Annotated in this window: 11 protein-coding genes and 1 pseudogene; 7 read left to right on the top strand and 5 right to left on the bottom strand. The window is 58.5% G+C overall.

Going from position 1 to position 13,107, the window contains the following annotated elements; translation table 11 throughout:
• Nucleotide 1: 1 nt before the first annotated feature.
• From BN873_RS15630 to BN873_RS15610, 5 genes are read left to right on the top strand one after another with little or no spacing between them, the layout of a single operon-like run.
• Entirely contained in the window at nt 2-655 is a 654-nt protein-coding gene (locus BN873_RS15630) for a hypothetical protein (protein WP_048675843.1), read from the top strand.
• Nucleotides 656-667: 12 nt separating this feature from the next.
• Nucleotides 668-1,060 carry a head decoration protein gene (locus BN873_RS15625; RefSeq protein WP_048675840.1) on the top strand — a complete coding sequence of 131 codons (393 nt, stop codon included), beginning with the start codon at nt 668-670 and terminating at the stop codon, nt 1,058-1,060.
• Nucleotides 1,060-1,986 carry a major capsid protein gene (locus BN873_RS15620; protein ID WP_048675838.1) on the top strand — a complete coding sequence of 309 codons (927 nt, stop codon included), beginning with the start codon at nt 1,060-1,062 and terminating at the stop codon, nt 1,984-1,986. Before BN873_RS15625 ends, BN873_RS15620 begins: the two co-directional genes overlap by 1 nt.
• A gap of 4 nt (nt 1,987-1,990) precedes the next feature.
• The gene (locus BN873_RS15615) at nt 1,991-2,209 is read left to right on the top strand and encodes a hypothetical protein (protein WP_048675834.1); all 219 of its coding nucleotides are present in this window, start codon (nt 1,991-1,993) and stop codon (nt 2,207-2,209) included.
• 3 nt (nt 2,210-2,212) lie between these two features.
• On the top strand, nt 2,213-3,190 hold the full coding sequence (locus BN873_RS15610) for a phage tail tube protein (protein ID WP_048675831.1): 978 nt from the start codon (nt 2,213-2,215) through the stop codon (nt 3,188-3,190).
• Between the two features lie 63 nt (nt 3,191-3,253).
• On the opposite strand, the gene BN873_RS15605 is transcribed toward BN873_RS15610, so the two are convergent.
• The 5 genes from BN873_RS15605 to BN873_RS15585 all read right to left on the bottom strand — a co-directional run bounded on the left by BN873_RS15605 (nt 3,254) and on the right by BN873_RS15585 (nt 6,388).
• Nucleotides 3,254-3,484, bottom strand: coding sequence for a hypothetical protein (locus tag BN873_RS15605; protein WP_048675828.1), 231 nt, complete (start codon nt 3,482-3,484; stop codon nt 3,254-3,256).
• Nucleotides 3,485-3,533: 49 nt separating this feature from the next.
• Nucleotides 3,534-4,409, bottom strand: coding sequence for a KilA-N domain-containing protein (locus tag BN873_RS18910; RefSeq protein WP_053085417.1), 876 nt, complete (start codon nt 4,407-4,409; stop codon nt 3,534-3,536).
• A 270-nt stretch (nt 4,410-4,679) separates the two neighbouring features.
• Entirely contained in the window at nt 4,680-5,075 is a 396-nt protein-coding gene (locus BN873_RS15595; RefSeq protein ID WP_048675825.1) for a hypothetical protein, read from the bottom strand.
• Nucleotides 5,072-5,860: a tetratricopeptide repeat protein gene (locus tag BN873_RS15590; protein ID WP_048675822.1), complete on the bottom strand. Its 789-nt coding sequence runs from the start codon at nt 5,858-5,860 to the stop codon at nt 5,072-5,074. The genes BN873_RS15595 and BN873_RS15590 overlap by 4 nt, the downstream gene beginning before the upstream one ends.
• Nucleotides 5,861-5,926: 66 nt before the next feature.
• Nucleotides 5,927-6,388, bottom strand: coding sequence for a DUF4124 domain-containing protein (locus BN873_RS15585; protein ID WP_171820505.1), 462 nt, complete (start codon nt 6,386-6,388; stop codon nt 5,927-5,929).
• A 58-nt stretch (nt 6,389-6,446) separates the two neighbouring features.
• Here BN873_RS15585 and BN873_RS15580 point away from each other — a divergent pair, with 58 nt between their 5' ends.
• Together BN873_RS15580 and BN873_RS15575 are read left to right on the top strand one after the other, a co-directional pair.
• Nucleotides 6,447-10,490 carry a phage tail tape measure protein gene (locus BN873_RS15580; RefSeq protein WP_048675816.1) on the top strand — a complete coding sequence of 1,348 codons (4,044 nt, stop codon included), beginning with the start codon at nt 6,447-6,449 and terminating at the stop codon, nt 10,488-10,490.
• Nucleotides 10,490-13,107, top strand: a pseudogene (locus tag BN873_RS15575) (hypothetical protein); the annotation flags it as partial. The gene BN873_RS15580 and the pseudogene BN873_RS15575, both read left to right, overlap by 1 nt.

Below are 13,107 nucleotides of genomic sequence, written 5' to 3'. Positions count from 1 at the left end.
CATGGATCTTGCGGTACTTAAAGACCGGCTTGGCGATCAGTACGATGCGCTCGAAACCTACGTCAATACCCTCATCGGGCAGCGCGATGCAGCCCGGAAAGAAAGTATTGACGGGCGCAAAGCGCTGAAAGCCGAAAACGAAGCGCTGAAGGCCGCTAAGGCCACGCTCTTTGAGAAGCTGGGGCTGGACGATGAGGCCGATCTGGCGACACTGCCCGATGCCAAGGGCCAAGCCGAGGCCGTCAAGCAGTTCGAAGCGCGCGTGAAGCGCCTCGAAAAAGACCTAGCCGACACCACAAAACAGCGTGATGACGGGCAACAGCGCTATCGACAAGTGCTGGCGGAAAAGGAGATGCAAAAGGCGCTTGCCCATCATGCCTTTGTCGATCAGGAGTTAGTCGAGGATTACGTCAAGTCCCGCCTGGTCTGGGACGATGACGCGCTGATGTATCGCCATGGCGAGACGCCGATGGCCCTGGACGAGGGCGTGAAGCTCTTGGTGAAAGACCGGCCGCACCTGCTCAAGCAGGCACCGGCGGGCGGGTCTGGGTGGAACCCAACCGGCCAGAGCAGCGGGTCCCCCGACCCGAACACCCTACGTCAACAACTACGAGCGCAAGTCTCCAGCGGCAACCCTGCCGCCAAAAGCGCTTGATGAGGGCTATCCATGCCAAGCCTTACTATTGAAATCCCCAATCGCCCCTTGGATGCTGTCATTGATGAGGCTCCAGGGCAGATTAGCCGCGACAACATCACCATCGCCTCAGGCGCTGGCAAGGTCGTCGCCTGTACTGTCATCGGCAAAGTGACCGCGAGCGGGAAATACGTCCCCTATGACAATGCCGCCAGCAATGGCGCAGAAGTGGCAGCGGGCATCACGCTGTATGACGTGGATGCCACCAGCGCCGATCAGGCAGTCTCTGCGATCACCCGCATCGCGGCGCTGGATCGGAGCAAGCTCCAATGGAAATCCGGCGCGGATGATACCGCCAAAGCGGCGGCTGAGGTCGATCTTGCAGCGAAACAGATCGTGCTGCGTACCCGGACGGAGGTGGCGTAATGGACCCGATTTTTGCGCAATATCTCAATCCCGCCGCGATTTTGGCCAGTGTGGCCCGTGCGCCCCTGACCCCAGGCCAGTTGGCACCCTTTTTCGACACGGAAGGCATCCCTGGCCTGACCGCCTACATTAACGACCCGGCCGACGATACCCCAAAGCCCACCGCGGCTATCGCGCGGGGCGGCCCCCGGATGCCCATTGCGGCGGTAGAGGATGTCGTCAAAACCCTCACCACCACTACCTATGGTTGGGAAAAGGCGTTGTATGCGGATTCCAGCTTAGGGCGGCCGGAGGTTTTGCAACAGCGGATCGACAAGATCACCGCGTGGTTGCGCAAGCAGGCGGATGTCCAACATGAATATCTGCGGCTGCAAGCTGTCTTGGCGGCCAGCAATGTGATGGGATCGCGCCCTGCGGCGGTCGTGATCGCGCTCAGCACCGATGCCACCAAGGTGCAAAAAGAGATTTTTGACAAGGTAGTGGTGCTGATGGAAGCCGCGTTGGGCGGGCTGACCTATAGCGGTATCCATCTCTTTACGGATAACGGGTTCTGGTCGGCGTGGCTTGGCAACAAAGAGCGCCGGGATACGCTCATTCAGTCGCCACAGTCGGGGGAATTGCGCGCTGATCCTCGCGTGATCTCTGATTTTGGTGGGGTCGTCTGGGAGCGGTACAGAGGCAAAGGGGCTACCCAGTTGCCGACGAATACCGCGTTTGCCATCCCCATGGGAGTGAGCGGCCTCTTCCGGCAAGTCTTTTCGCCGGATGACACGCTGCAATCGATTGGTCAGGGCGAAATTGGCGAACCGTACTACCCGAATGCCTGGTTACTGGAGGATGACAAAGGCTATCGCCTGACTATGCAGACCCATCCGGCGATGATTTGTACGCGGCCCGATTGCATCCTCGAAATCCACCTGAGCTAACCACATGCCAACGACCAAAGCCAACGCAACAGAGTCTCTTGACGCGCCGCCAGTGGTTGTGAGCGCCGAAACGCCCGCAGTCCCTCAAGCGGTGGAATGCACCCTCCTGCATGGGCGGCTAACCCACGAGGGGCAAACCTACGGTCCGGGGGAGTCGGTCTTTCTGCCCGCTGAACTGGCTCGCGGCTTGATCGCCGCCGGGCACGTTGCCCGCAAGGAGTAAGCCATGCCGACCATTGCATCGACGACCAAACAACGCCAACTGGCAGGCGGTAAGCTGTTTTTCGACCTCTTTAATGCCGCCGGACAGAAAACGGGCGAGCGCTATTTAGGCGCCACGCCGGGGTTTACCGTCGCCATCAAGAGCGACAAAATCCAATCCTATGCCGCCGAGAACGGGATACGGGAACTGGATGATGAGACCATCACCAGCATTACCCGCACCGGCAAGATCACGGTACGCCAAATTAGCCTGGAGAATCTGGCGCTGTTTTTTGCCGCTCAGTCCTCGGTCCAGGCCCAGCTAGCCGGCGCTGTGACCGGTGAAGACGTCTGGGTCCTCCCGGATCGGTTTTATCAGTTGGGCGCGACGGTGGCGAATCCATCGGGCGTGCGCAACGTGACCAGCGTCACGGTCACGGCATCGGCGGCGATTGCCGCCTGGCAGTCAAGTCATGCCTACGCCTTGGGTGCGCACGTCAAGCCCGCTGCCACGCCGCTGTATGCCTATCAGGCGATTACGGCCGGCACGTCGGGTGCCTCAGCCCCCACCTGGCCGACCACCGTCGGTGATGTGGTGACCGATGGCGGCGTGAGTTGGGTCTGTATCGGGATTTTGGCCCCGGTGCTGGATACCGATTACACCGTTGATACGGCACGAGCACGGGTCTATACGCTACCGGACGCGCGGGTGAGCAGTCAGTACCCGATGCCGTGGGCGTTGGGGTATACCAAGACGGCTGCGAGTCGGGATCAGCTCAAAACCGGCGGGTTAACCAGCAACAGCGGGGCGCTGCGCTTTGAGGCGCATAACATCAAAGGCAACAATCGTGACCTCTACGGGGCGAATGTGCTGCTGGCCCCATCGGGCGATATCGTCTTTAAGGATGATAGCCCGAAGTATGGGGAGCTGAGCTTTGAAATCAGCTTTAGCGATGGCCTCAACGGCGAACCGGCCCTGATTATTGACGGGCAGGCGGTGTGAGTCATGCGGGCTGGTTGCTGGAGCCGCCAGCCCGTGTGGAGCGCGCCGTCCTTAGCGGGGGGATCAGGAGGGCGCGTCGGTTAGCTCTAAGCGGCGCTCAATGCGATCTAGCCGAGCATCGATCTTATCCAAGCGGCTTTGGCTGGTGTAGAACGCGGTCGTAAGTGCGCCGAATTGTTGGCCCATGAGCGATTGCTGCACTTTCATTTCCATCACATCAGATTTGATCGTGGCTAGCTCGCCCTGAATCTGCTTGAGGATGTTGAACATCAAATCAAAGTTGGGTTCGGTCATCAGAGGTCTCCTTTTGGACAGTATAGCGCCATCCGTGGCGGGGATGGGGTTATCGAATCGTGACGCTCAGGCCACGATTGGGGTAGGTCAGCACGTCGCGGGCGACGTTATCCAGGATCAGGTGTTGCAGTTCCATGATGTGGCGCATGGCCATGTACTCAATCCGCGCGCCTTCAATGTCATTGCCGTCTTCGCTCAGTCGATGCAGCAACGCGGGCAGCGGACGCGATGGGGCATTCACCAGGTCTTGCCAGGTCAAAAAGCCGATGCGCTCGTGAGGTCGGTCTTGCCAGAACGAGGCGGGGTAGTGGTATTTATCCGGCGCGGGCAAGGCTTTGGTTGGCTCTTCCTTGGGGATGGCCTTCTTCCCAGTGCGCAATTCCATGGCGGTCACATAGAGAATCACATCGGACAGTTGGGTACGCGGCAGGTTTTCGTACTTGCTCACCCGGAACTTGTGATGGATGCGGCTCCAGATTTCCGCCAACGCCTTGCCCATGAGTTCAGCCGGTACGCTTTCGGCCTTGCGGTGCACAATTTCGGACAGGGTTTGTTGCTCAGACGGGATAAGGGTGTCGGCAGTCGTACCCTTAAGGATCGCCTCTATTTGCATATCCGCCCAAACAGCAAATTCAGGATTCAGCCAACGAGCGAACGGAATGCCAAGTCTCGGATCAAGCCAAGTTCCTTGCTCAGAAGGTTCGCCGCCTCGTTTGGTAATAACCAGTTGTTTACGTTCCGTTCCGTGAATTTTGCGGAACGCTTCCAAGTAGTCTTGTGCTTCCTTGGAACGAAGCCAGGCGTGAGGTTCTTTGCTGAACGCCTTCGCTGCCACAGTGGCATTAAAGAAAGCGTTATTGGTAAATGGCACTTCGATGGATTGCCCTTCAAAATCGTAGGGCTTCAGGATCAGAGCGCTAGACATGGATACGACACCTTTCAATTTAAGTTAAGGGCGTCGCCGATAGACGGCGACAGAGTAGGACTCAACTTGAGCTTGAAAGGCCACTCGGACAGGTATTGGGCTTGCGCCTTATTTCCTGTTCCTCATCCTACTCTGCCGGGCGGCATTATTGCAGGGTTACTACCCATCGTCCACACGGACGCCGGGCATAAAAAAAGCGCACTGACGGGGCGGAATGTGCCGCCTTTCAATTTCAAGTACCGCCAGCTTACGCCCAATCCGCGGTGGGGGTCAAGGGGTATACAGGGCAGCGAATTCAGCCACCAAGTCCCGGATACGCTCGGCATACGTAATTGCCTTCGTGCCTGCGGTTTTATCGATAATGGCGTTCAATTCGTAATCAACTATCGTCCGCAGTGTGCGCCCTTTGTCCAGCCAGCCGCCGATGTCACGCGCGATACGGCTTCCCTGAAAACCTTTTGTTGGAACGCTACTGAAGCGCCGCACCAAGGCTTTATGGACACCCTCATTCTTGGGCGGTGGAGTGGGACAGTGATAGCTCACCGTCAGCGCCCAATGATAGGCCGCATAGTAGGCGCGGCTGACCGTCAGGCGTATTCCCATCTCATCTTTGCGGCCTGCTGTGTCTTTGGCTGCAAGCAGAAAATCCTCCGGCGTAATGCTCACGCACCCTCCAGCGCCTCAAGGCCAACGCTAAAGTTCCAAATCGGTAGCGGTTCTTCGTGCGCCGAATGGGCAGCGATGAGCTTTTCGTACAGCGGCAGAATCTCATCCGGCGCCACTGGCAGAACGAATGTGCGGCACAGAAACGGATCGCCGTCGTTATATACGACGTCTCGTAGTCGGATGCGCTCTTTAAAGCCTTGGGCATGGACAAGCACCCATGCCGGAGCTTGCATGGCCGCCATAAGGTCATCGGTTAACCCAATGGCATCCGCTGTGGGCAGCAGTCGATTGAGCGTATCGGCTAAATCGGCCAAACCCTCAGGCAGAGGGTCGTTCGTCTGTTTTTGCAACGACGCTAAAAGATCGGCCGCCAAATGAAGCCGACCGACCGCATACGCCCATTCAGCCGCTTCGCGCAGCGCAGGAAGATAGAAGGGTCCGTCAGGCCCCTGCTTAACAACGGTCATGACCTCGTTCAAAGCATCCTCCACGCGGTGAAATTGCGCCAACATTGTTGCTCGATTCAATGCCAGGACGGGCGTCCAGCCAAAGGCCAGGGCGGCATTGAATTCCCGTTCCGCGTCGGCTTCATCGCCGCGCAACGCAGCCAGAATGCCCAACGCCATGCGGGCTTCTCGGGCGTCTGTTTTGAGCAAGTGTCGCGCGTCCTGGCGCAGTCGCTGCCACTCCAATTCGTCTATCGGTTGCTCATGGGTACGCTCAAGCAGCGCATTCAGCCGATCCAGCAGCACAGTGATTTTCCGTTCGGGCACAGGGGTGGCCACCACGCTCTCCAGTTTTGGCATTTGCAGGTTAGGCCCGCGTCCGAGTGGGGTCAAGGGTTAGAACGCTTACTCTTTTTCGCCTTCCTTACGCAACCGATCTATCTCTGTTTGATTATCACGTATCAACGTATCGTATTTACTCGTTACTGCGTTCATTTCGTCCGACAGACTCTGCTCCCATGTCGCACCAGCCAGATTGTTATTTGCGAACCGCTTTCTGTTACGCAGGGCGTCCAGTTCGTCAGTCATGCTCTGGCGGTATCTGCTGTTTCCAGCCTCAAGCTCTTTAATCTTTCTTTCTCGTTCTGCTTTAGCCGCTCTTTGCTGCAACTGTTTAATTTCGGCCTGCGTGTCAATTGGAATAGTTGTCGATGGTGGCGCTTTTTGAACAGCAATCTCGCTCGCTTTTGCCTCTCCCGCACACGGCGCGGCTTGGTAGATCGTCCGACCATCTGGGGCCACACATTTATTAATAGCCCAAGAAGGCGCGCTCATCAGCGCACAACTCAACAGCACGATACGTTTCATCACTTTCACTCCTCTTTTAATCCATCGCATATCGTAGCCCAACGCCCGGAGTTTTCGCATGGCCGCTAACGACCTTCTGCTTCAGCTCGTCATCAAAGCTGTCGATTTGGCCACCAAAGATATTGATGGCGTACATGACAAGTTAGAAACTCTTAAAAAGGCGCTCACTGGCAACGAGTTCGACCGATCTGCCGAAGGAATGCAAGCGTTTGGCCAAGCGGTTAAGGACTCTACCGAGCCGCTGGCCGCCGCCGCAAAAAACACGCTGGCCCTGAGCGCGGCCGTAACGGGAGTTGCCAGTTATTTGGCGGGTAATGCCTACAAATCTGCCAAAGAATATGAATCTGCGCTAGCTGACCTTGCAAAGGTGCTGGATGGCGGTAAGGAAGAAGCCAAAGCCTACGGCGAAGAGCTGAATAAGCTTGCGCTGAAGTACGGCCAAAACGGGCAAGAATTGGTGGCCGCAATGGCCAACTTCGTTCAAGCCGGGTATGACGCTAAATCAGCGTTCGATCTCGTCGAGCAAAGCGTCAAGCTCAAGATCGCGGGCGACATCGAAGCCGCGCAATCGTCTGAATACCTCATCTCGATTCTCAAAGGCTTCAAAGCACCCGCCAGCGAAGCGGCTAGCACCGTTGATCTGCTGAACGAAGTCAGCAACAAGTACGCCACCGACGTAAAGCAGTTAGCCATCGGCATGGCGGGGATTTCCCCCATCGCTAAACAGATGGGTTTCTCAATGTCGGAAACGGCGGGGATGCTCACGCCGATCATTGAAGTGTACGGGTCAGGATCGGAAGCCGCCGACGCCCTCAAGACGGGATTGCTCCGGCTTCAAGATACTGCCGATCCTGTGGTCGCTGCACTGGGCAGCATTGGCGTTTCGCAACTTGATCTAAACGGCAAGCTACGCTCTGGCAAAGACATTTTCCTAGATGTCGCCAAGGCGATGACGGGCTTGGATGATGCGCAAAAGCAGTTCGTCACGGCGCAACTGGTCGGCATTGATCAGGCTGGGCGTATGAGCCAGGTTTTTAGCAACCTGAGCGGATACTTGGGCGCAACCGATGCCGCGCTGAATAGCACCGGATCGGCACTCAAGGAAGTGGAATCGCGACTGGATACCGCCGAAGCCAAAGGCAAGCGAGCCGAAGAATCCTTCCGGCAACTGTCGGTCACGCTCGGCAATACCTTCAAACCACAAATCGCGGGCGTCATTGGCGCAACCGGCGATCTGGCCGCCGCATTCGACAAGGCCGTCAAGTCCGGCGATCTAGCCCCCTTGCTGAACGTCATCAAGCCGCAAATCGCCGCCGTTGAAAACCTGTTCTCGGCGATGGCGGCGAATCTGGATCAAGCGCTGGACGGGGTGGACTGGACCCCGCTGGTGGATGGCATCAAAGCCTTCTCTGGCGAATTTGGCCAGGCGGTGGCGGCGTTGACCGATGGCATGGATTTAACGACCGTCGAAGGACTGCGGAATCTGCTGCAAGCGCTCATCAATATGATGGGCAATTTCAGCCAGTACGTGGCGGGGGTGGTGGATGGACTGAAGCCGTTTATGGCCAGCCTCAACGCGCTGTTCGGGGCGATATCCACCAACCTACCCACGTTCTCAAATCTGGCCGGACAGATCACCGGATTAGCCACGTCCGCCAATCAGGTTATCCCGGTGATCACGTCATTAGGCAGCGGGATTTTTGGCGCGATTGGTAGCGTTGTGGATTTGACGCTCAAAATCGGCCTATTTGTTGGCGGGTTGAAGCTGCTAAGTGCAGTCGGCATCCCGGTAGGAGAGGTTTTAGGCGGGTTGGCTGCGCGCTTTCTGGCGCTCAATCCCGCTGTTGCCGGACTCCTGTCATCGCTGGCCGGCCTGCCCGGCCTGGTTGCCGGGCTGACAGCCGCTGCTGGTGGTCTGGGTTATGCGCTCGGAACAGTAGTTAACAAAACCGTCGAATGGGTCAGCGGTGGGCAGAGTATCGGCACGATGCTCTATGACCTGGTGCATGGTAGTGATGATGCGGAAAAATCAATTAATCGCGTGGCGACGGCTGAAGAACGAGCAGCAGCAGCGGCCAATATCAAGGCCGCCGCAGAGCGCGCTAAGCGGGAAGAGGAAGAAAAATCGCTGGCCAACGCCAAAGCCTTGGCGGACGCCAGTACGGATAAAAGCGCCAAAAGCGCAGAAGAAGCAGCCGCTATCGAGCGACTCAAAGCGCGATATACCGAGCTTGGTCTTGTCTGGACTCCTTTAAGTGCGGAGTTGGCGAGCACCAATCGGCAGATGATGGAGCACAAGGTCGCCACGCTTGAGCTAGGCACCGCCCTCGACAAAGTAGGCGTTGACGCCAGCGTCATGTCCAACCGGATGACCCAAGCCGGGGAGGGCATGTTAAAGACCCTCAACGGAATCGCTAACAACGCGCAGGCCAGCGGCAAGGAAGTCAATGCCGCTATCTTGAAGATGATTCCCAAGATGGAAACGCAGGCCGAATTAACCGCGCTGCGCTCGAAAATCGAGCAGTTCGGCAGGGAAGGAAAGCTTTCTTTTGAACAGGTCGCTGCCGCTCTTGAATTAGTACAGGGTCGTTCCAGCGAATTAGCGCGTGATCCGGCTTTAGAGCAAATTGTGAACAAAGCCGAAAAGGCGGCTCAGAAAGCGAAGGACTACACCTCGGCACTCGAAGATGTTGCTGAAGCCCAACTCGACGGCATCCGGGCCGAACGCGACCGCGCGACTGCCTTGGGCGCTACAGCGCTTGCTCAGCAAAAAGCCGTCGAACTCGCCAAAGCCGAGGCCGAATGGGCCAAGATTGTTGCAGCGGCCAAGCAAATCGAAATCGCGGCCGAACAGGCGCTGCTGCAAGCCAAGATTGAACAATTGAAATCGGGTGGCCTGCAAACCGAAGCGGACAAACAACAATACGCCGGCCTGCAACTCCAAAACGCCGCTTTGGGCCTGCAAGCCGATGCCGTCAAGAAATCCGCCGAAGCCAAGGACCTCGCCGCTAAGCAAGCCGGCCTGACCACCCAAGCCACCCAGCAAAGCACCGAGGCGACACAAGCGGATACCGTCGCTCAGGAACAAAACAATCAGGCTAAAGACGATGGAATGTCTATGACCAAGCTCATGAACGCCGCGTTGGATGGCGCGCGCGAGCGGACCAAGGCACTCTCTGAAGCGACCGGCGTTCTATTCGAGAAATACTTCCTCGGCATGAATCAGATGGAGCCGACCGCGTTTTCGGCGGCGACCGAAGTAATCCGTATCGGCCTCGATAAGGTGAAGGACAAACATGCCGAGGTTCGGGCGGAAATCGTCAAAGCGGGCGCTGCCTCCGATGAGGCATCCAACAAAATCCTCTTTGGCGCGAACAGCATCATCCGCTTCTTCGCCTACGTCGAAAAGGCCGAAGCGGACGCCAAGCAAGCCTATTACACACAAAAGCTTGCAGCCGAAGAACTCATCGACTCGCTAGGAAATATAGAACAGACCGGGGCGGCATCGTTTGGCTCCATGGGCGCGGCGATGCACACAGTCAATGTGACCGCCCAAACCACCATCGACAGCCTCAATCTGCTCAACGATGAGGATTTATCCAACCTCAATAGCGCCTTGGATCGAGCCAAGCAAAAACTCCAGGAACTCCAAGACGAAGCCAACGCGGCACGGGATCGGCTCTCCGAACTCAATGCCGAACTAGCGCGCGAGCAGGGCGATACCGACACCGCCGATCAACTGGAACTCGAACTGGCCAAGCGCCAAGCCCTGGCCGAGGTCGAAGCCAACCTCGCCAAAGCCCGCGCGGCCAACAACCGCGATCTGATCGCCCTCTACGAAGCACAACTGGCCAAAGAGCAGCAACTGTACGACCTCAAGGAAAAGAACCTCAAGCGCGATCAGGAAGAAGCTCGCAGCAGCAACCGCACCGAAACCACCACCCACACCACCATAACCAGCGGCAGTGCGGGAGTCAGTAGCCCCACGATCAACGTCAACGTCAATGCCAGCAATGCCCGCCTTCTCGATAGCCGATTCAAGGAAGAATTGGCGCGCGATCTCAAACCCATCTTTGATGACCTTCACCGCAGGCTGCAATAATGAGCGTCCAACGCCTCTTGGCCAATGCCAACAACGCCCTGATCAACGCCACACTCAGTGCCTCCAGCACTGCACCGGCGCTGGCGTCCATCTTTCGCGAACCGCAAGCCCGCACCGGCAATGGCGAGGTCATCCTCTCTGGCGGCTACAGTGGGGCAGCCGATGCCGCCATCGAGATTGAGATTCGCACGCCAGTGAGCGGCGCCGAATCCGCCACCACGCCGGTCTTTGCGGGCGCGGGCAACGGGGCGATGAGCGCACCGACCGTCGCACCGGGCACGCCCAACCAGGACCTCACTGTCACGCTGATCAATCTCGGCACGGCCACCACGCGGGCGCAGGCCATCCTGTATGCGGGGGTGTTGCTGCAAGCCAAAACCGCCGGCAGTGCGGGCAATGCCATCACCATCAACGTCACTCCCTCCATTGCGCTCGATACCGCCATCGGCGCGCTGGCCGACGGTCTCTCCCGCGATACCCAAGAGTGGGCCGACCAACGGCTTGACTTTGGCGCCGTTCCGCTCAATCCCGATCAGACCGTCCCCGACACCGCAACCCGCCTGGTCTTTGGTCGGGATACCAGCCGGGTCTATCGCCACTACAAACGCTGGGATGGCGAGCAATGGCAATATGGCGTCTCTCCCAAACTGGCGGCGGCCTATCCCAAAGGCGCCGATGTCCACAAAATCAGCGGCGCCTATCAGCTTACCGTCACCAACGGCGCCACGACCGAGACCTGGGGCAGCCTGATCACGCTCTATGACCTCCTGCGTGCGCTGGAAAGCTCAAGCCTCGTCACCGTCGCCACCCCACCGGCCAACGACAAAACCCCCGGCGGCATGGCCGCCATCGATGTGCCGTTTCGCACCGCCGCCTTTGCCTTGCCCATCACCAAAAGCCGCCCGGCACTGCCCGACCTGGTGGGGTTGGCGGTTGCGGCCACCGCACCCACGGAAACGGTCGCGCTGGAATGCCTCAACGATCAGCCCATCGGCGCTGAAACCTGGGCGGTGCAAAGCAAAGTCGCCGGTGCGTTACCGCCCGCCACCACGGCTATCCTCTACACCGACAGCGGCTTCGTCGGCTTCACCATTCCGCTGATTCCGTTAGTGAGCCGACCGGTCAGCGGTCGGATCAGCATCACCGATCGTAGTTTTCCACGGGATGCCGGGGATACCACCGGCACCCCGGCCATCTGCCTCTACCGGCCGATCTTGGGGGTAGCGGCCACCAACAAAACCTTGAAGCTCATCTGGACGAAACGACCGGCGGGCGATTGCTCGTGCACCGAAGGCGCTGTCAGCGGTCGTCCCAATGAGGATTATCTTGGCATCGACTTAGGAGACCTCGATATGGCTGCATTACAGGCCGGGCACCGTGCTCGGCTGGAAGCGCTAACCCGTTGGTACAAAGCTTTTGCAGCGGCCAACACCGAAAAAACCACGGCGGGTGAAGTGCGATCCGCACAACAGGATTTGCAACTGGCCGCGCTGGCCTGTGGCGAACTCAACACCTGTTTAACCGATCTGTACGGCTGTACGGATGCCATCCTGGCCGATCCGGTCTGGGGCGCATCGGCCGCTTATAGCCTGGATGCCGTGGTCGAATCCACCACGCGCAATGGCTACCGCTACCGCTGCACGGTGGCCGGCCAAAGCGGCACCACCCAACCAACCTGGCCGACCACGCTCGATGCCACCGTGACTGACGGGACCGTCACCTGGACCTGTGTCTCCAAAACGGCAACGGGCGCTTGGGATGACGTGTTGGCGGGACTCTCCAGCGATCTGAGCAGTTTGCAGGCCATCGGGGCGGCCACGATAGCCGGCATCCCCGTTTTAGCCGCCTCGACCGCGTATGCACTGGGCGCTGTGGTCTGGTATCGAACGACGGGTGGGGCAACCCTCTATGGTCGCTGTGTGGTCGCAGGGACGACCGGCACCTCTGGGATTGGTTTAGTCGGAGGGGTGGGCGAATTGTCCGGTGGCGGCGGGTCAGTGCCCACTTGGCTGATTATCTCCCGTGATGAAGCCTGGACGTCCGTCACCGGCGAAGCGGCGGATATCAACGTCACCGATGGTCGGGCGGATGACCCCGGCATCGTCTATGACCCGGACACCTTTGTGTTGCGCTATGCCATCGCGTGCGATGCCGTGCGCGCCATTGCGGGGGTTCCACCAAAAAAATCTGAGGCCAGATCGTCAGGGAACGCGATCTGGCAGGATTTGCAAACCGACTACTGGGTGGTTTCAGGTGAGGATTACCTGCCCATCTTTAATAATGTCTACTACCACGCCTGTGTGCGGCAAACCGACGCGGAGGGCACCGTTCGCCTGGTGCCTACCCTGGAATTTGGCTTTGCGGTGCGGGTGGGCTGTGCCAGTCGTCTGAAATACGGCGATAGCCTGACTGTGACGCTCGGCGATGTCGAGGTGACCAAGCCCTACGCCAAGGGGGATCGCTATGAAATCCCCATCGTGCGGGGTGCGCCGCTGGCCTTCGCCGGTGGGGTGGATGGCAATGATACGCTGACCTGGAAAGTCGAGAGCAGTCTGGGTCCCTTGCCGGACTATGCGCTGACGACCGCCGAACCCGCCTACAGTGCGTCTGGGATCGG

Source organism: Candidatus Competibacter denitrificans Run_A_D11 (assembly GCF_001051235.1).
Classification (GTDB): Bacteria; Pseudomonadota; Gammaproteobacteria; order Competibacterales; family Competibacteraceae; genus Competibacter_A; species Competibacter_A denitrificans.
This window is presented reverse-complemented; position numbering and strand designations above follow the sequence as displayed.